This is a genomic window from Algoriphagus marinus, assembly GCF_001936475.1.
GTDB lineage: Bacteria > Bacteroidota > Bacteroidia > Cytophagales > Cyclobacteriaceae > Algoriphagus > Algoriphagus marinus.
Genome location: NZ_MSPQ01000006.1, coordinates 163,103 through 183,764 on the forward strand (window position 1 = coordinate 163,103; position 20,662 = coordinate 183,764).

Here is a 20,662-nt window from a genome sequence, read left to right on the forward strand (position 1 = left end):
TTGACTTTATTACTTTTACAAATATGAATCTAATATATTTGATACCTATTTGTAAAACAAATAAACGTGATGAAATAGAGTTGATCAGGGATGAGTTTTTTTTTAAAAAGTGAATAATGAGAATCGAGCTAGAAAAGTCTAATAGACTATTCTTAATTACTCAAGTGAATTTTAAAAGTTTTGTAATTCTGGATAGACCTAGAACCAAAGCTTTTAATGGTTTGCGGTCTTGGAGCTTGAATAGGCTTTTCAATACTTCAAAGATAAAATCTGATTTTCTTGAAGTAAAATCGATTCAAGCTTTGAGTATGAAATATCCTGAACAGAAAGTCCACTTTCAATCGCTAAGACTGCAGCTGCTGCAGCTGACTGCCCTAGAATCATAAATACAGGCTCCATTCGGATCGACCCAAAAGCTGTATGAGAACTCGAAACACAAACCGGCACCAGCAAATTTTCGCATTCAGATTTTTTTGGAATTAGCGTACCATAGGAAATGGAATAAGGATTTTTAGGGTGAACACCTATATCTCCTTCATTTTGAACCATACCGTCTTCAGTCACAAAACGCTGGACATTATGAGAATCAAGCGAATAAGAACCCATTCCTATAGGCTGAGGCACTTCTTTATCACCCAAAACATCATATTCCGTCATCACATAATCCCCTATCATCCTTCTTGCTTCACGGACATAGATCTGATGCGGCCAATTCCCATTATCCTTAAATTCGTCCTTTGCCAATCCCCATTGAGCCATTTTATCTCTGACTTTTTGGGGAACCTGTGGATCATGGGAAAGAAAATAAAGTAAACCCTTTTGATAGATCTCATGATCCTTTATGATTGCCTCTCTTTCTGAATACCTTGCCTCAGGGTATTCGTAGTTTTTACCAATATAATCCGTACTAAAAGGCCCATGATTGTTAGTATCGGTCTTTAGATTTGGAATGGGATCGAATTTATCGAAAGTCTCATCCCATCCAGTCTCATACACACGTGCTAAGAGCTCATATCGCGCAGGGTCATAGTTCTCTGGCTTTTCAAATGGAACTCGATTGGCTGGGTTTCTACTCATGGCCAGTCGAAAAGTGTACGCTTGAATTCTAGTGTCTCCTTGTCCATTTACACCGGGAGGTTCTGAGGAAATTTCTGGCAAAAGGCCACTCGTAGGATCTCCTGGGATTTGATAAGCGCTTACCGGGTTTTTGAAATAATGTCTATGCTGATAAACCCCAATTTGAACACCATTCCAAGTTTCTCCATAGGTAGCATTGGATTCGCGACCGACATGGTAGCTCACTTCTGCAGCAGCCATCAAATCGCCTTCATAGGTTGCGTCAATAAATACTTTCCCTTCAAATACTTTCCCTGAAAGGGTTTTAATTGATTTGATTCTGCCATCCTCCTTTCGTACACCTGTGGTTCGGTCTAACCATTCATCACGCATGACTAAAATGGAGTTTTCTGCCACAAAATCTTCAAAAATCCTCTCCGCAACATGCGGTTCAAAAATCCACATCGTGCGGTTTTCTCCATCCATAGCAGGAGTTCCCTGACCTTTATTCCCATATTCTTCTCGCTTTTGCCATTTCCAGGCAGAATCGGTTTGATAATGAAGATAAACCCGATGGTAAAACTCACGAGCAAGTCCGCCTATCACAGATTTATTTCCCGTATCGGTAAAACCTAAGCCTCCTGAAGATAGGCCCCCCAAATGCTGGTCAGGAGATACGACAATAACCGATTTCCCAAGCTTTTTAGCTTGGACTGCAGCAGTAATGGCCGCAGAAGTGCCCCCATAAATAATAATATCTGATTGATAGTAATCTTGAGAAAATGAAACCGTACAGTACAAAAGGAGAAAAAGCGATAAAATAAATTTCATAGAATGATGGATAGAAATTAGAAAATCAGAACTTTAAAAAAACTGAAGTACCCAAAAGCTACATAAGAATCACTTTTCTTCCAACCTATATACCGACTATTCATCATGACTACTTACACGATTTTAGGTGCCAATGGTAATATTGCTCAAGAAGTATCCAAAGCTTTGGCACAGCCCAAGACTATCATTCGGCAATTCAGCAGAAATCCAAAAAAAGTGAACGATTCAAATGAGCTTTTCCCAGGAAATCTTTTAAATGCAGCAGAGGTTTCTAAGGCTGTGAAAGGATCAGAAGTAGTTTTCCTTTTGGCTGGAATCCAATACAATAAAAAAATATGGAAGAGAGACTGGCCGATAATTATGCGAAATGCACTGGATGCTTGCATTACACATGGGGCAAAGTTGGTTTTTTTTGACAACATGTATGCCTTCGATCCCAACGAAGTTAGTCACCTGACTGAAGAAAGTACTATGGCTCCGCAAAGTGAAAAAGGGAAAGTAAGAAAGGAAATTTTGGATATGCTTTGGAAAGATGTCAAAGCAGGCAAACTCACTGCTTTGGTGGCAAGAGCAGCTGACTTTTATGGGCCAGGTGCATCTAATAGCTTTTTGAATGAGTTGGTTATCGATAAAATAAAAGCTGGAAAAAGCCCACAATGGCTTTACGCAGGAGACAAAAAACACTCCTTTACTTATATCCCAGATGCTGGCAAGGCTACTGCATTTTTGGCTCAACAGGAAGATTCCTGGAATCAAAGTTGGCATCTCCCAACTGATCCAGCCTATCCATCAGGTCAGGAAGTCACTGCGATCTTAAATAAGAAACTTGGAAAAAATCTAAAACTTCAAGTTTTACCGGCCTTTGCTGTGAGTTTGTTAGGATTATTTATTGCTCCGCTTCGCGAAATCAAAGAGCTACGCTACCAGACAGATTCGGATTATTGTTTTGACTCCTCAAAAATCGAGAAAGTATATGGCTTGAAACCAACTCCAATTGAAGTTGGGCTGGCCTCTTGCCTTTAGGGAGATTTATTTTAAACTTTCAATTGAAGTTTCCTTTCATGGCTCGTTTTCTATATTAAGGAATAATTAGAGTATTAAATATGTCCCACGATCATTCACACCATCATACACATTCGAACCTTAAGCTTGCTTTTTTCCTCAATTTAGCTTTTACCATTTTAGAGATTGTCGGAGGAATCTACACCAATTCAGTTGCAATTCTTTCAGATGCGGTTCATGATCTCGGAGACAGTTTTTCCTTAGGCTTGGCTTGGTATCTGGATAAGAAGTCCAAGAAATCCGCTTCCAGCCAGTTTTCCTTTGGGTTTCAACGCTTTTCTTTAGCTGGAGCCTTTGTCAATGCCCTGATCCTCCTACTGGGATCGATCTATCTAATCAGTGAAGCAATCCAACGTTTTCAAAATCCGGAGGTATCAGATGCTCAGGGGATGATACTATTTGCACTTCTTGGCATTCTTGTCAATGGATACGCCGCCTTTAAAGTATCTAAAGGATCATCTCAAAACGAAAAAGTAATCAGTTGGCATTTGATTGAAGACGTCCTAGGTTGGGCAGCTGTATTGATAGCCGGAGTAGTACTTTATTTTAAAGAAATCCCTTGGCTTGACCCTGCCCTATCATTGGGCATTTCCATCTTTATCCTTTGGAATGTTTTTAAAAATCTAAAAGGAACGATTATGATTTTTCTCCAAGCCGTACCGGAAGACGTGTCGCTGGATGAAATCAAATCAAAAATATGTGAACTGGAAAAAGTCGATTCGGTTCATCACATGCACATTTGGTCACTCGAAGGTGAGCACCATGTTTTTACAGTTCATGTAAAGCTCAAACCAATCGAAACTTTAATTGAATTGAATGAAATTAAAACCGAAATAAAAAAACTGCTAAAGGCCTATCCCTTTTCACATTATACCATAGAGATAGAAGATGATCAGGAAGAATGCCTCATGAGGTCCTGAATTGATTAGCAAATCGAAGTACTTCCTAGGCTTGGATTGATTATTTTTTGTTAAGCAGAAGACAAAATCAAAATCATTATAGTTGAAATGATTTTTTTTAAAAGATTTTGAATAAATTAAAGTGGGTATTCGGTTGAACAACAAGTAATTGATTAAACATCATTCCCCATTACTTGTTACTTAACTGTTGTTCTTTTAGCCCTCAACCAAATATAATTTAAGTATGAAAAAGATCTACTTTCTCTTCGCATTAATTGCAGTAATCACATGTGGATGTTTTTCCCAGAAAGATTACGTCACTGAGTACGATTATAACTATCAAGGATCTTTCAAAAAATATAAAACCTTTGCTTTTGTAGAGACAAATGAAGGTGATTCTTCTATGATTTCGCCAGTATTGAATGCGACTATTGGTGCAAGACTCGGGTCACAGGGATTCAAAGAAAAACCAGTTCAACCTGACATGTTGGTAAGCTATAAGATTTTCACAGATTCAATAAGCTATCGTGGCTATGTACAGCCTGAGTTTGACTACTGGCTAAAGCGTAGAGGAACCACTTATCGAGACGAGGAAGGTGAGTTAGCTCGAGAGCAGGAAAAAGATGAAACTTACAATATGGTAAGATATAGTAAAAATGAAGGTATGCTTGTGATTTATGTAATTGATAGCAAGCTTGGCAATACCATTTGGCAGGGCTATACTCCTACCCGATTTGATTTCAATTCTCCGGATTTTCAGGCTGACATCACAAGAGCTGCTTATCGGGTTATGAATGAATTTAAAATTGTCAACCGATTTGGAGAATCTCCCCGTTAGTCGGGCAATTTTACGGGCAACCTGTTGCTTTCCTCTACAACTTTCATAGAATTTATAAATCTATTCTAATACCTATTAACCCTTTATTTTTAGTATAAATAGCCTCCTATATCATATAGAGAGGCTTTTTACTTTTTGATATGCTTCAGCATTTTTCTGGCAATCGTTTTGGATTTGATGATACCAAACAACACAAACCAACAATGAAAAAAACGATCATTTTGACGGGAATTCTTAGCGCTGCATTGACAGTATCATGTGTTTCAAAAAAGAAATACACAGCTCTTGAAAGCAATCTCTTCCAGACTCAGACTGAACTAGCTATGACCAATCAAGAAAAGGCAGAGCTTGAAGAAAAAATGTCAATCATAGAAGCAAGAGTCGCTGAATACAATGCGAGAATCAATTCACTAAAAGACACCAACGATCACCTATCACTTCAAAACGATGGAATGCTTACCCTAGAGGGTGCCACTTTGATGTCAAAGAATAATAAAGAAAAAATGAAAGCTACTTTGGCAAAAGTAGATCCTGCCAAACTAGCCGAGGCTCGTACTATGGAAGACTCTGTCAATCTGGCTGTAGAATATAACCTCACTCAAAATATCTCAGATACTACAGGAGAAGATAGTGACGATATCAAAATCAGTATTGAAAATACCGTTGTGATGATCTCAGTATCTGACAAATTACTTTTCAATACGGGTAGCTATAGAATCAATTCTAAAGCAGATCCATTATTGAAGAAGCTTGCCGAACTGATCAATGCAGAACCTAGTCTGGAAATCATGGTCGAAGGTCATACAGATCCTAGAACTATCTCTACAGGGGTAATTCAGGACAATTGGGATCTATCTGTAAAGCGAGCAACAAGCATCATCAGAAAGCTTCAAAATGACTACAATGTAGCACCCGAGAAAATGATCGCTGCAGGAAGATCAAGCTATATGCCTTTGGTAGAAAATGACTCACCTGAAAATATGGCAATCAACAGAAGAACTAGAATCGTTCTGATCCCAGATCTGGATATGTTCTTTGCAATGCTCTAAAAAGAAAAACCAACTATTAGTAATAAAAAGAGCAAGCCAAATTGGCTTGCTCTTTTTTTCTGTTTTTCTGATTCATAAAGTTTTAAAAAACTATTATTTCAAATTTCTTAAGACTAATACTTCCAATTCGCCTTAAATATTCTTCATACTTTTTCATGACCCCTGGAAAAATGGTTGAAGACTTTAGCCAAACTAATCCAACACTTCCAAGGTACCCAAAGCGTGTTTCATCAAAACCTCCTGGAAAAACAAGGTATAAACCGATTGAGCTTGATCTGCCTGGGCAGCGACGAGCTGTTGATTTGCGGTAGCCAAATCCACAAAATTGGAAAGCCCTAGTCTAAAACGCTCCGAAATAGCTAATTGAGCCTCCTTGGCAGCAAATACTTGCACATCCGTATTTGCTGTTTTTCGGATGGCGGCTTGGTAATTTTGATAAGCTAATCTCACATCCTGATAGACTTTCCGATCTATAGCTGCCTTTTGAATTTCTTGGTTTTTATATGCAACTCTACTCCTGCTTACATCCAGTCGGTTTTGGAAATTATTGAAAATCGGAATTGTGAGATTCAATCCTAAATTATTTTGTGGGTAGATTTTCAATAACTGTTCTTGAATAGACCTATTATCCAATGAAGTAAAGAATGTTGAATAATTGTAAAAAGCCGAAAGACGTGGATAGTACATTGCCTTTATAGCTTTCAAGTCCTTTTTGGTAGAATTCACAAGAAGTTCTTGCTGTGCTTTGTCGGCACGATTAGTAGCTGCGATTTCATAAAGTTCATCCATTGGGAGATCTTGCAGACTATTCTCCCTTGCTGAAGCATCTACAGGAGTCAATTCTGGGGTTACACCTGGCTGTAATTGCAAATATTCAGAAAGATCCCAAAGGTCATTTTCCAATTGTACCTGAGCGTCCACCAATACAGATTCTAATCGAGCTACTTCAGATTGTTGATTGTATTGATCAGAAAGGGTCCGTAGACCTGCATCTACAAATCCTTGAATCTGTCTCAATTGCTCCTTTTGATTAGCAAGATTTTCAGTGGCAATTCGAAGTAATTCCTGATCCAATAAAACTTGTAAATACCTCCTTGCGACATCAAAAACTACTTGTTGACTCGCACGATCCAGCCCTTTTTCGCCCGCATCATAAGCCAATTTTGCAGATTGGGAATCGAGAATTCTTCTTCCGGAATTGAATATTGGCATATTTAAATTCAATCCTGAGGAGATAATCTCATTAGTCACATTTGTTACCACGATTTCTCCCTCAATCTGTTGAAACTGCTGACCTGACTGCTGCGCAAAAGTAGTATTGAACCCGACAGAAGGAAAATGAGAAAACATTGCCACTTGCTTTTCTTTTTGTAAGACCTCCATCGCATTGAGTTGAGTTTGGTAGTTTACATTAGCTTGCAACGCTAATTCCACTGCCTCTCGGAAATCAATTTTCAACGTGTCTTGAGCAAAAATTTCCCCTGAAAAAAGAAAAGAAATCCCAACACTCAAATAAATATTTATCCAATTAAATAGCTTCATCACTTTCAATTTTACCATCTAGCATATTAATTAACCGGGTACCAAAATCTGCGTTTTCCCGTGCATGTGTAGCCTGAATAATAGTCGTTCCTTCACGGTGAAGTTCCTGGAAAATCTCCATGATTTCTTTAGCCTGACCCGAATGAAGATTCCCTGTTGGCTCATCTGCAAGCAGAACCCTAGGCCTTCCTGCAACTGCCCTAGCAATCCCAACAAGCTGCTGCTGACCTCCGGAAAGCTGCGCCGGAAACAGATCCTTTTTCGCCACCATATTGAATCGATCCATTAAGTTGGCTATGATACTTTTTCGCTCAGAAGAAGAGACATTTCTATAAAGTAGCGGTGTCTCTATATTTTCATAGACAGTCAACTCATCAATCAAATGATAGGCTTGAAAAATGTATCCAAACTCACTTTTATGCAGGGCAGAGCGCTCTCGTTCTTTCATGGATTTGATACTTCGATCTCCAAAAGAATAATCGCCCTCATAATCCTCATCCAGCAAACCTAAAATATTTAACAGGGTTGATTTCCCCGCACCACTTGGTCCCATAAGTGTGAGAAATTCTCCCTCATTGATGGTAAGGTCAATCCCTTTCAGAATAAAGACCCGTTGGAAACGGGACTCGATGAATTTATCTAAGTTTTTGAGTTGTATCATTAGAATTTGAAAATTGTAAAATTGAAAGATTGTAAAATTTGTGGCGGATGAATTGGAGAAGATGGAGGTTGATGGTCTCGAAATGACGATACTTTAGAAATCATAAATCCTAAATCTTATATCAAAAATCCCATTATTCACTTTTCAGTGTCTTGGATGGATTTAATCGGAATACTTTCCAACTTCTGTAGCCAATTGTCAAGACTGCCAAGATCAAGACTGCCAAAATAGCAATCACAAATGGCCATATCGTTAAAGCCGTTCGGTTAGCAAAAGCCGCTAGCCAAGAATCCGAAAACCAAATTCCAAATCCAATCGCCAAAACTGCTGAGACCCCAAGAAGCTTTAAGAAATCTAAAGACAATACTTTGAGTACATCTCCTTGGGTAGCGCCCAGAACTTTTCGAATACTAATCTCTCGGGTCCTTCTCAAAGCCACATAAGAAACCAATCCAAAAAGCCCCATGCATGCAATGAAGATTGCTATTCCTGAAAATAAGCCGAAAATCAAACCCACTTTTTGCTCTGATTGGTAGAGATTAGCATACTCCTGATCCAAAAACTTAGGATTGAAAGGGCGACCTGGAACCAGTTTCTTCCAGACAGCCTCAATTGAGGCGAGATTCGCAGTCGGATTTCCAGCAGCCAATTTTATCAAAAGCACATTCGCTTCTTCAGGATCATTAAAGATCACCATTGGACCTACTTTTTGGTGAAGGGAACTGAAATAGAAATCCTTCACAATTCCTTTTACTATTGCGTTATTGGTGAATCCTACGTTTATTTTTTTTCCAATCGCATCCTGAGAAGTCCAACCCATTTCCGCTATGGCGGATTCATTTAATAGGATTGGCATCTCTCCATTTTCTTCAAGACCTCTCCTTACAGGATCGGATTCAGTATAATTTTCTCCTGCCAGCAGCTCCAAATTGATGGTCTCAATCAAGTCTGGATCTACCGCGTATCCAGTAATCATAAACTCACGGCTATTGTCTCCTCCCGGGAAAATCTTGTACCCCGCCTTCACATCATGAGGCATATCAGCTGCTCTGGCAATAGAAACCGCCGCTCCCGATCGAATCATCTCCTCTCGAAGTGTTGGGATAGACTCTCTCATGTTATAATGATAATTCAAGGCGACGACTTGTTCTTTATCATAACCCAAATTCACTTCCCGCATAAAGTCCAACTGACTCTTTACCACAAAAGTGGAAATAAGGAGTCCCATCGAAACAAAGAACTGAAAGACAACCAGTGACTTCCTCACCCAAGCTCCACCTCCTATTTTCAATTTGTTTCCTAAAGCTTTCATCGGCTCCATTCCTGATAAAATCAGCGAGGGATAAAAACCAGCCAATAGTCCTACAGCAAGAAATAACCCCAAAAGACTAGTAATCCCAATAGGTGAAAACAATAAATTCAAGTCTAAAGGAACACCTCCGAAATTCTCAAAAGGAATAGCAACCAAATAGATAACCAGAATACTAAACAAAATCGCACCCATAGAAAGGATCATGGATTCAGAAACGAATTGTCCAAAAAGTTGAACTCGATCGGCTCCCATCACTTTACGAAGGCCGACTTCTTTGTTTCTTTCGGTAGCTTCGGCAGTAGCCAGATTCACATAATTAATGATTCCAATGGCAATCAATAAGATCGCAACCACCCCAAAAATATAAATGTATTTAATATCTGTTCCTGGCTTGATCGTACTCAAGGTAGGATCTCCTAAGTGGATATTTGTAACGGGCTGAGTAAAAAAAGCTGTTTCATAGCCGTATTCTGCTAAGTCCGCACCTAAGTATTTCTCCACCATTTCTGCCATGTTGGCTTCGAAAGCAGCTACATCAGTTCCTGGCTTCAGCTTCACATAATTGTAATAATTACTTGGAGACCATTCTGGCTCGCGACTATGTCTATGTGATTTGAAGGAAGCCAAAAATTCAAAAGCTAGATGGCTATTACTTGGAAAATCTTCCATCACACCTGTGATCAAAAAGTCTTTACCATCAACTTTTAAAGATTTTCCCTCTGCATTAAAAGCCGACCCAAAATAGCGCTTAGCCGTTGATTCTGTTAAAACGATTTGATTTGGTTCAGAGAGAATTCCAGTCTTTTGGCCCGCGATCAGATCAAAATCGAAAACCTCAAAGAAATGCTCATCCACCATCGCATAGTGATTTTCTTCCTGACTTCCCTCACCTGCATCAATCATGACCGATGAAAAAATACTCAAATCGAAAATAAGCGTGGCATTTTCAACTTCCGGGAATTCCTCTAAAAGTGTAACAGGAAGTAAAGAAGGCGAAGAACCGACCAACTGAGATTCTCCATTGGAGACGAACTCCTGATTGATTTTATAGATTCGATCGTAGTCAGCATACATCCGATCGTAGCTCCACTCGTGGTTGATGTAAAGGGCTATAACGATAAAACTAACCAGAGCTACTGTCAGACCTAGCAAATTAATCCCAGTGTAAAGCTTCCGCTTTCTAAGGTTTCTGAAGGAAATTTTAAGGTAGTTTTTCCACATAATAAATTGGAAGATTTTAAAATTGAAATTATTTATCCGCCGTGGTGGATTGGAAGATTACCCATTCCTAAAATATCAATTTTACATTTTACATTTTAAATTCTACATTAATCAGTTCCACTTTTATGCCATAAAAAAAGCCCCTGAATTAGCTTCAGAGGCCTTTATTTAGATTTTCACTAGCTGTTTTCTCGAACATTTTTGTTCGGTGGCGGACAAATCAATTTGATTCTTCAGTTCTTTTTAAAACTTTCTGTATTTACCATTCAAAAACTTATTTGCCTTTTTCTCTGCAAACTTAGCTTTTCTACTATCCCAATGAAGGGTCTCATTTGGGAACCGACCAGCAATCACACCTAAGAGGATGGTTTCTGTCAATCGAGCAGAGTAATCAAATGGAGCGGTAGTCTCGGTTTTCCCAAGACAAGCATCCACAAATTGGTGGTAGTGCTTTTTACTCTCTGAAGCGTAATCTTTTACCGGCTTACCCAAGTTGAAAGACTCAATGTCCATTTCAACATATTTCCCATCAACAATTTTTCGAGGCAATTGCTGGAAATGTGGAAGTAATAGTCTTCCATTTTCTCCCAAAAACATAGCTCCTTGATCAGGAAGCTCATCTCCATTTGGCAGAATCAAATCCTCATGGGCTGGTGGAGCTCCTGGTCCATCATACCATACCCACTTCAATGTTTCGGTAGTATATGGCGTTTGAGGAAATTCGTAAGTCACAATATTATTCACCGGATAGCCAAAACCATTGGGCTCCCTGCATTCATTAACAATAGTGCGAGGTACATCAAGCTCAAGTGCGTTGTACGGGGTATCAAAAATATGGACACCCATATCCCCCAAGGTTCCACATCCATAATCAACTAACTGTCTCCAATTTCCAGGGTGATATACATTTTCTTTATACGGTCGCTCAGCCGAAGTTCCTAACCAAAGATTCCAATCCAAAGTCTCAGGGATCGGATCACTTCCAAGAGGCTCAGGACCATCGTAGCCCCAGTTTTTAGGAGACCAAGCACGAACCGTATGCACTTTGCCGATGATTCCAGATTGGATCAAGAGCGTAGCTAATTTATAATCATAAAAGGAGTGAACCTGAATCCCCATTTGGGTAACAAGATTTTTCTTTTTCGCCAAAGCCTTCATCTTTCGAGCTTCAGTCACATAATGAGTCAATGGCTTTTGACAATAAACAGGTTTATCCATCTTCATAGCCATCAATGATGCTGGAGCATGGGTATGGTCTGGAGTAGATACAATTACTGCATCAATTTCATTTTCCATATCCTTTAGCATAGTTCGGTAATCTCCATACGTCCGAGCATTTGGGAAAAGCTTCGATGCAGCAGCAATATTATTGACATCTACATCGCATAGTGCCGTGACATCTACCAATTCGTGTGAAGAAATAGCCTTCAGATCCTCCATCCCCATATTTCCAACTCCAATATGTGCGGTACGAAGTCTACCACCTGCTTTGACATTTGCCAGTGCAGCTGGAGTTAATGCTAATCCAAATAGTCCAAGACCTGTTTTCTTGATGAAATCCCGTCGGTCGATAAATGTGAATTTTTTACTCATATCCTTCTTTTTTTGATTCTTATATGCCTACAATTCCTTAATTCTGATGTTTTTGAAATGAACCACATCTCCATGACCCAAAAAGCCAATATGTCCTCTATCACGCTTGAGACCAGGATGATCCTGTCCATCCAATGTTCCATTTTTACTTGCTTCCAAATAGTCTCCTTCCAAGATCACTGTGCCATTTAGAATCACTGTAATTTTGGGATGCTGTACGATGACTTCTTGTTGATTCCATTCTCCAACAGGCTTTAAGAAGCCTTTTTTTGCCGGGATGACGCCATAGACTGAACCATGAAATTGGTATTCTTTCAGTCCTTTGTATTTGGAAGCGGTATTATCTAAGATCTGAATTTCCTTGCCTACATAGGCCGCATCGCCTTCTAATGGGGCATGAATTCCTAAACCATTATTAGCGCCGGGGGTTAGCTGAAATTCAAAGCGGAGAACAAAGTCTCTATATTCCTTTTCGGTGTAAAGATTTCCACCTCCTTTTCCTTTGGGGTCGATGATGATCAACCCGTTTTCTGATCGGTAGGATTCTTTATTCCCCACCCAACCATCTAGGTTTTTTCCGTTATAGAGTTGAGTAAAGCCTTTTTCATTTTCCATTTTTTGTCCAAATGAAACAAAAGAAAAAACGCAAAAAGTTAAAATGAGAGTGGTTAAAATGGGTTTGTTCATAAGTAAGAGGAATTAACTTCGGGATGTTACTCTTGAATCTTATCTGCAAGATAACTTTTCAGGGGAAATTCTCTTCGAAAAACTTACTTAAAAATATTTATTACACCAGTGGAGGTTTGTTGATTTTTTTGAAAAAGAAAACTTGTGGATTAGCAAAACAGAGCCAAGGGTTTAAACCCTTGGCTAATATTAAATCGAGACTAATGACTCGTCCTAAAACTTCCGGGTATATCCGATTCTTAGCACTTGTGTCTCGTAATAATCCGCACTGGTATAGCTAAAGTCATTTCCTTGAATGGTTCGATTGATCACCAAAGTATTGAATAGATCAGTGGCATTAAAAAAGACTTCACCTTTTCCATTCTGAATAACCCGCTTCAAACCTACATCTACTGAAAACCTGGAATCAATCCTACCTTGAGGAATCAAATCCGGAGCGAGATAAATGACAGAAACCTGTCCACTGAAGTTTTCCGAAAACTTAAACTTAGAATTCCATTTCACATTCCCAGAGAATACCTCCTGCTTCTCAGCCGTGAAAGTATGTGGCTTTGGATATAAGTTTTCTACTGTAAATGCATCAATCTGATTATGATAGCCAGTCAGGTTTAAATCAAAAGTATACCAGTCGTTCACTTCTTGATTCCAGATCAATTCAATTCCACTGTTATAGCTTTTATCTGCATTTTGGAAAATGGCATAGATCAATCGGCTGTCAGGAACTGTAGTGGAAATTCTCGTAATCGTACCATTAACCATCCGATGATAAATGGCGGAATATAAATAGCCGGAGTTCCAACCTGCCTTCCATCCTAACTCAAATGAATTGGTAAACTGGGGCTTTAAAGCTGGATTTCCGACTTTGATAATCTCAGCATCATCATATTTCGGGAAGATTCGAATGTCCACTTCATTAGGTCGATCTACTCTTCGATTATAGGAAAGCGTCAACTTATTGAAATCATTGACTTTATAAGAAATCCGGGTATTGGGGAAAGGTTGGAAATAGTTATAACCATCACTTTTGTAAGTTGGGTGATCTGGATTTACTTCATAATTCAGATTTACATACTCTACCCGAAGTCCGATCTCGGCTTCCAACTTTTTGGTTTCATAAATGTAGTTACCATAGACAGCTGGTATGGTCTCCCTATAGGTAGCAGCACCTCCAGCTAGTGAATCGATAGGCGAATTCAATCCCGGGAAAAACTGCATATTCGTCGGAATCCAACGTCTTCGCAACTTCATCCCCATCTCCAATCGGCCCTGCCTTAATGGTTTCACATAGTCTAGGGTCCAGTCCAAAACATTCTCATCTGACAATAACTTGAATGCGTCTTGGCCTACCGAATTGGGAAGTGTATTGGTGAAGAAATATTGCTCATCCTCTCGATGGAAGGTGTAATTCATCCCTGCTGAAAGTGTATGACCTGGATCAGAAAACTTGTGCTGAAAGGCTGCTGTAGCCATCACAGTCGTTTTCAATTCATCTTCAAGAAACTGCCAAAGTCTCAACTGCTCTGAATAATCAGCATTATAAAAAGGTTGATCCCCTCGATCAATAATTTTTTCGCTTCCAAAAAGTCCTGAAATGGTTAAAGTATTTGCAGAATTAATGGACCAATCCACGCCAGCCCGGGTGGTCAGAAAGTTCGTATTCCGATTCCGCTTAAGTTGCTGATTGATGATAGTACCATCATTATAGGTTCGGACGACAAACTCATTTTTATTTAGTGTCTGCGTGTAAAGATTATCAGCTTGAATGAAAAAATTCAGATCCTTTTTTCTGAAATTCAAAGAAAGCGATGGATTGATTTTTGGAGTATTCTGGTATTGTGGTCGAATACCCGGCAGATTTGCCTTCTTCTCCCACATAGCACCAAGACCGAGTGCTAAACCTACACTGCCATTTACACCTTGCTTTTGCTCTTTTTTCAGGATGATATTGATGATCCCTCCATTTCCATTTGTGTCAAACTTGGCCGAAGGATTATTGATGATTTCGATTTTCTCCACAGCTGAGGCAGGCAGATTATCCAAGCCGGTTTGATTTCCAAATCCAGTTAAGGCTGTTTGCTTGCCATCTATTAAAACAGTAATTCGATCATTGCCTCGGATCTGCACTTTCCCTTCCTGAATCGCCACTCCGGGGAGATTTTGCATGGCTTGAAGCACAGAACCACCTGTTTGGCTAATATTATCAGAAAGGTCGTAAGTCTTTTTATCCAGCTTGGTTCCGACCGCATCTTGCTGACCTACAACTTCCACTTCACCCAACTCCTGAAAAGAAGCCTTCAAACTCAACTCACCCAAATTTAAAAAGGGAGAATTTGACCCAACAAAAACCGGCACTTTCAACGATTCAAATCCGATAAAACTTGCCTCTAAAACATATTCACCAGAGTTCACATCATTGAGAACAAATAACCCAGCATCATCGGAAATTGAGCCCGTCACAAAAGTAGAATCACTAATTTTCTTCAGCAAAACATTCACATAGGGCAAAGGCTCTTGGGTAGTTTCTTCAATGATTTTTCCGGAGAGTTTGACTTTTATGGATTGGCAAAAAAGGTTGTTAAAACCTCCAAGGATTATAAAAATGAAAACCAAAATTGATTTTTTCATGAGGCATTGTATTCAAACATTCCAACAACTCAAAAATCGAAATAATTTAACACGGGTAATCACCTCCTAAATAAATTAAGGAGAAAATAAGACTGAATCGTGAATCATTGTTTCTTAAGCCCACTTAGCTCTCAATTCGAAAATTTAGGATTAGCTCAAACAATTAACCTCCTATCCTAAATCCAAAAAACCAACCTCAAAAATAATAGCTTTTCCATTTCTGGGTTGGTTTTTCAGACTTCTAATTTCAAACTTCTTACTTACATTTCTTACTCGCTTTTCAGCACCTTCGCAGGATTGCTTTGCGAAGCGATATAAGAATGCACTCCAACTATGATCAGGCAGATCGCCATTACTCCAAGTCCTGCTGCAGCAAAGATCAGGTAAGGCATCTCGATTCTGGTATTAAAGCCATTCAGCCAATCATTCAGGAAATAATAGGAAGGATACACCGCAAGTAAAAAAGCGACACCCACCAAAATCAAATAGTCTTTGGAGATCAGAAATAAGATCTGTTGCAAAGTGGCACCGAGTACTTTTCGGATGCTGATTTCCTTGGTACGCTGCGCTATGGTAAAGGAAGAAAGTCCAAACAATCCCATACAGCTAATCAAGATTGCCAAGCCACAGGCAAAGCCTAAAACATTCCTGATTTTGAGATCTTCAGCATAAAACTTCTCAATCTGCGAATCGAGAAAGCTAAAAGAAGCTTCTTCATTTGGATAGATCGATTGATAGATACTCTCAAGATTTTGCTTGGCTTCAGCCAAATTTTGATCACTAGAAAGCTTCACGCTTACCGTTTGGAAGTAAGTCGGTTCCCGCTTCATCAGCATCGGCCGGATTCCCTCGCGTAGTGTTCTCGAATGAAAATTCCCGATCACGCCTATGATTTTAAATTCTTTCCCTCCATGTCCGATCTGTAATCCAATCGCTTCCTCAATAGAATTAATTCCAGCTTCTTTCAGGAAATTTTCATTCACGATCAGCTCGTCATCACTTTTGATCGAGGCAGTTCCAGCTAACAGCGGAATTCCATTCACCCGCACAAAAGCCGAATCCACATTCATGACTTGGACGAAAATCTGCTTTTCTGTAGTGTCCACAGGAATGTAGGCATCTGAGGTCCAAAGACTGTTGGACGACACTAAACTCCCACTCAAACTGGAAGCGGCTACCGAAGACTCTTGGTTCATGCGATTTTGAAGTTGCAGCATTTTATCCGGATCAGACATAAAAGGCAATGAAGTATAGAGCACCGCTTCTTTGTCAAACCCCAAAGGCTGGCTCGTTACAAATTTGAGCTGAGAATTAAGCACCAAAACCAAAATGATAAATGAAATGGAAGAGGCGAATTGAAGCACGGTCAGGTTTTTCCGGAGGAAAGCTCCTAAAGAAAACTTACCCACTTTTGAAAATTCACCTTTCAAAGCCCGCTGTGCCTGGTATCCTGACAAAATCAAGGAAGGATAAATCCCCGTCACTAAAGTGAGCACAATTGGAAATGCCAAATAGAAAATCAAATTAGAACCTGATAAAAAATCTATTCTAAAATCTCCAGGTAGATAAGTAGAAAATGAAAGTCGTAACCCCTCCACCAGAACAAGTGCCAGTAAGGTACTGATCATTACCAGAAGAAAAGTCTCGGATAAAAATTGCAAAATCAACTCTCCTCTACTCCCTCCTATTGTCTTTCGGATCCCCACTTCTTTTGCCCGATTGATGGCTTGGGCGGTTTCAAGATTGATAAAATTCAAACTCGCCAGTACCAAAATGATCAAGCCGATAGAAATCAGGCCATTCAAAAAGACTTTGGAAACCTGATCATCAGCGTAGTTTTGCGAAAAGTGCATTTCTGCCAATGGCTCTGCAAAGAAACTTGTCTTAGAATCCTCATCCACTTCAAAATGCTTCTCGACTAAAGATTCAAAAGCTTTATCGATTGACCCAACATCCACACCTGGATTAAGCTTTACGAAAAGTTGGGAACTCGAATTGACGGAACCCCAAATATGCAGTCCGTACCATTCCTTGAGTTCGTCAGTTTGAATAGTACTTAGAGAAATGAAGTCATGAAAAATAAAATCAGAATTCTCTGTAAAGTCAGCAACTACACCTGTGATTTGTGCCGATATACTATCGGGATCAATAAACAAAAGTTCCTTCCCCAACACATCATCAGCGTCTGAACCCGGGAAATATTTGTGAAGACTAGCCTCTGAAATCACCAGACTGTTAGGCTGCTCCAATGCAGTTTTGGGATTACCAGCCAACCATGTCCTTGGAAAAATCTGAAAGAAACCGGCATCGGCATATGTGACAAAATTTGAACGCCCAAATGATCGATTGCTTGATGGATCAGCTACCAGGGTCTGATATCCTGTGTAAAGTCTTCCCTTTTGAGCGATACCGGGAATTTCATCTTGGATCACCTCACCCAACGGACCTGGAGTGCCGGAATTAGGAAAAGCTCCCCCATCGCCCCAATCTGTCATGGTATTGATGCGATAAATCCGCTCTACATCGGGATGAAAGCGATCAAAGCTATAGGAGTGAGTGACCACATTGAAAATCAAAAAGCAGATCGCTATCCCGATCGAAAGTCCAAGAATATGGATTGCAGATCTGACTTTATTTCGGAAGATGTTCCTCCAAGCGATTTTTAGATAGTTTTTGAGCATAGTTTAAAGGGTTGTCGTAGTTGTCGGGTTAGATTTCTTCATGATTTGGCATTCATCATTGGATATTTTTCATTTCTAAATCCCCGTTTAACTGTTTCAGGAATCTATTATCCCAATTTCCATCAGGATTCAAATCGTAAATCACAAATCCTATTCGCTTTTTAAGCTTTTAACTGGATTGGCAATGGCTGCTTTAATTGATTGAAAGCTTACTGTTAGCAATGCTAATAACAAAGCAAAACCTCCTGCAATTCCTACGATCCACCATTCGAAACTGATCCGATAGGCATAGTCTTCCAGCCATTGATTGACCGCAAACCATGAAATCGGAACAGCTAGGAGAATTGCCCAAAAGACCGGCTTAACGAAGTCTTTGGAAAGTAGCATCACCACTTTAGCCACTGATGCTCCCAATACTTTTCGAATTCCTATTTCCTTGACCCGCTGCTCGGTGGCGAATGAGGCCAAACCGAACAAGCCCAAGCAGGAAATCAAAATGGAAAGTATCGTCAGCAAGCCTACGATGTAATTCACCGTGCGGTCGGCCCGATACAGTTCCTCAAAATGGGTATTCAGAAAACTATATTCGAACTCTCTTTCCGGAAAATACTGGTTCCAAACAGTTTCGATAGCCACAATTGCCTCTTGGGCTTGTGAGCCGTTGATTTTAATAGAAATCTCAGCATAGCCCCAGTTTTCCTCCCGGACCATAAATAGCGTTTCGATCTTGTGATGAAGAGAATTGAAATTAAAATCTCTGACTACTCCGACGATCTGACCCAAAGAATCGGACCAACCAAAGCCAAAGGGCTTTCCGATTAACGATTCCAGAGTTGCATTTTCGCTTTCAGCCGAAAGCAATTCTTTGGCTAAGGATTCATTGATGATAAAGCCTTTCCCGCTTTCGGCTTTGTTGTTGGAGTTAAAGTTTCTTCCTGCTACCAATTCCATTTGGTACAGACTGACAAAGTCGGGATCCACGACAAGATGCGAAGTCGATAGCTCACGAGTATCTTCTTTTCCCTCAAAAATCATGGAGGTCTGGTGCAGATTATTCCCTAGTCTCTGACCTGAAGCTGATACACTTTGGACCGAAGAATTGCTTAGCAGTTGCTGTTTGAAAGGCTCATACTTTTCGATCGGCTGATTGCCAAAGGGGATCGTCACAATTTGATCATAGGCAAAACCCAAGTCTTTCTCCTGCATGTAGCTTAATTGCCTGCTTGCAAAAATAGTGGAGATGATCAAAAATATCGCAGCTGAAAACTGTACCACTACAAGCGAAGTCCTGAATCCTGATTTGTTCCCAATCTTCAGGTCTGCCCCTTTCAATATTCCCGCAGGTTTAAAACCTGATAAGTACAAGGCTGGGTAAAGACCTGACAAGATCCCAATCAAAACCGCTCCAGAAAGGATGTAAATCAAAGTAAATGGTTCCGATAGAATCGGAAATACGAGGGATCGCTGACTGAATTGATTAAGTGAAGGAAGGAAAAACCCAACCAATACCAAGGCAAAAAACATCGCTATCAAACTGATAAATATCGATTCACCGATGAACTGAAAATAAAGATTGGATTTCGTGGCGCCTGACACTTTTCTCACCCCGATTTCCATGGCGCGATTGATGGATTTAGCGGTGGAGAGATTGACAAAATTTAGCGCAGCAATCACCATGACCAGAATCGCGATGTAAAAAAAGATGCGAGTGTAGGCTTTGTCGAACTTCTGAAAATTAAGGTAATCATGCGTGATGTCCGAGGATCCGGCATGAACATCCGCTATGGGCTGAAGTAACAACTCGTAGCCATCCGCTTCTTTTTCATCCATGTGGGAAAGAAGATAATCCGGAAACTTCTTCTCCAACTCTTCAATATTCACATCCTCTCCCAATTCCAAGTAAGTAGTCAGCCAATTGCCTCCCCAGTTTTCTATAGCCTGTGGGCCAACATAGCTATTGAATGAGCTCAGTGCATCAAATTGTAAATGGGAGTTTTCCGGAAAATCTTCCATCACCCCAGTCACGGTGTAGGAAATGGTGTCTTGCGTTGCAAGCGATAAAACCTCACCAAGAGCCGGTCTATTTCCAAATATTTTCTCTACACTTTCCTGAGTCAAAATTATACTGAAAGGATCCTTGAGAGCAGTTTCCGGGTTTCCTTCGATGAGTTTAAAATCAAAAAGCTGGAAAAAGGAAGAGTCCGCCCATACGGTTTTTGAAAGGATGGTCTCCTTATTTTCATCTTTAACCTTGAGTTCCCCCGCCAAGCTTAGTCGTGTAAAATTCTTAATCTCCGGAAATTCCTCTAAAAGTGTTGGCCCCATGGGATACATGGACAGCGCTACCTTTTGGGGAGCGACCATTCCCTCCCAGTTCTGAACTTCATTTAGCCGATAAATATTTTTGCTGTGAAAGCTATCAAAATCCTGTTCATAATTCACAAAAAGCATAATCAATATGCAGACCGTCATACCGATTGACAAACCTGAAATATTCACAAAGGAATAAAGCTTATTTCTAAGCAGGTTCCTCCAGGCGATTTTAAAGTAGTTTTTGAACATTTTCTAATAATTATAAAATTGAAAAATTGAAAAATTTGAAGAT

13 protein-coding genes are annotated in these 20,662 nt (G+C 39.8%); 4 read left to right on the top strand and 9 right to left on the bottom strand.

What is annotated here, in order from left to right; translation table 11 throughout:
* Window positions 1–249 precede the first annotated feature (249 nt).
* The gene (locus BVC88_RS11220; RefSeq protein WP_075350779.1) at window positions 250–1,887 is read right to left on the bottom strand and encodes an FAD-dependent oxidoreductase; all 1,638 of its coding nucleotides are present in this window, start codon (window positions 1,885–1,887) and stop codon (window positions 250–252) included.
* A gap of 105 nt (window positions 1,888–1,992) precedes the next feature.
* Here BVC88_RS11220 and BVC88_RS11225 point away from each other — a divergent pair, with 105 nt between their 5' ends.
* The 4 genes from BVC88_RS11225 (at window position 1,993) to BVC88_RS11240 (ending at window position 5,735) form a co-directional block, all read left to right on the top strand.
* Window positions 1,993–2,910 carry an NAD-dependent epimerase/dehydratase family protein gene (locus tag BVC88_RS11225; RefSeq protein ID WP_075350780.1) on the top strand — a complete coding sequence of 306 codons (918 nt, stop codon included), beginning with the start codon at window positions 1,993–1,995 and terminating at the stop codon, window positions 2,908–2,910.
* A gap of 80 nt (window positions 2,911–2,990) precedes the next feature.
* Window positions 2,991–3,869: a cation diffusion facilitator family transporter gene (locus BVC88_RS11230; RefSeq protein WP_075350781.1), complete on the top strand. Its 879-nt coding sequence runs from the start codon at window positions 2,991–2,993 to the stop codon at window positions 3,867–3,869.
* A 223-nt stretch (window positions 3,870–4,092) separates the two neighbouring features.
* Window positions 4,093–4,686 carry a DUF4136 domain-containing protein gene (locus BVC88_RS11235; RefSeq protein ID WP_075350782.1) on the top strand — a complete coding sequence of 198 codons (594 nt, stop codon included), beginning with the start codon at window positions 4,093–4,095 and terminating at the stop codon, window positions 4,684–4,686.
* A 203-nt stretch (window positions 4,687–4,889) separates the two neighbouring features.
* The gene (locus BVC88_RS11240; RefSeq protein WP_075350948.1) at window positions 4,890–5,735 is read left to right on the top strand and encodes an OmpA/MotB family protein; all 846 of its coding nucleotides are present in this window, start codon (window positions 4,890–4,892) and stop codon (window positions 5,733–5,735) included.
* 192 nt (window positions 5,736–5,927) lie between these two features.
* Here BVC88_RS11240 and BVC88_RS11245 read toward each other — a convergent pair whose 3' ends face one another.
* From BVC88_RS11245 to BVC88_RS11280, 8 genes are all read right to left on the bottom strand, one after another.
* Window positions 5,928–7,277: a TolC family protein gene (locus BVC88_RS11245; RefSeq protein ID WP_075350949.1), complete on the bottom strand. Its 1,350-nt coding sequence runs from the start codon at window positions 7,275–7,277 to the stop codon at window positions 5,928–5,930.
* Window positions 7,264–7,938 (bottom strand): ABC transporter ATP-binding protein, encoded by a 675-nt coding sequence (locus tag BVC88_RS11250; RefSeq protein ID WP_075350783.1) that lies wholly within the window; start codon window positions 7,936–7,938, stop codon window positions 7,264–7,266. The genes BVC88_RS11245 and BVC88_RS11250 overlap by 14 nt, the downstream gene beginning before the upstream one ends.
* 133 nt (window positions 7,939–8,071) lie before the next feature.
* Window positions 8,072–10,471, bottom strand: a complete 2,400-nt coding sequence (locus BVC88_RS11255) for an ABC transporter permease (RefSeq protein WP_075350784.1) — start codon at window positions 10,469–10,471, stop codon at window positions 8,072–8,074.
* Between the two features lie 243 nt (window positions 10,472–10,714).
* Complete coding sequence (locus tag BVC88_RS11260; protein ID WP_075350785.1) at window positions 10,715–12,064, bottom strand: Gfo/Idh/MocA family protein; 1,350 nt, start codon at window positions 12,062–12,064, stop codon at window positions 10,715–10,717.
* 27 nt (window positions 12,065–12,091) lie between these two features.
* Entirely contained in the window at window positions 12,092–12,679 is a 588-nt protein-coding gene (locus BVC88_RS11265; RefSeq protein WP_245803633.1) for a 3-keto-disaccharide hydrolase, read from the bottom strand.
* Window positions 12,680–12,964: 285 nt separating this feature from the next.
* Complete coding sequence (locus BVC88_RS11270) at window positions 12,965–15,376, bottom strand: outer membrane beta-barrel family protein (RefSeq protein ID WP_075350787.1); 2,412 nt, start codon at window positions 15,374–15,376, stop codon at window positions 12,965–12,967.
* A gap of 269 nt (window positions 15,377–15,645) precedes the next feature.
* Complete coding sequence (locus tag BVC88_RS11275; RefSeq protein WP_075350788.1) at window positions 15,646–18,057, bottom strand: ABC transporter permease; 2,412 nt, start codon at window positions 18,055–18,057, stop codon at window positions 15,646–15,648.
* A 150-nt stretch (window positions 18,058–18,207) separates the two neighbouring features.
* Complete coding sequence (locus tag BVC88_RS11280; RefSeq protein ID WP_075350789.1) at window positions 18,208–20,619, bottom strand: ABC transporter permease; 2,412 nt, start codon at window positions 20,617–20,619, stop codon at window positions 18,208–18,210.
* Between the last annotated feature and the right edge of the window lie 43 nt (window positions 20,620–20,662).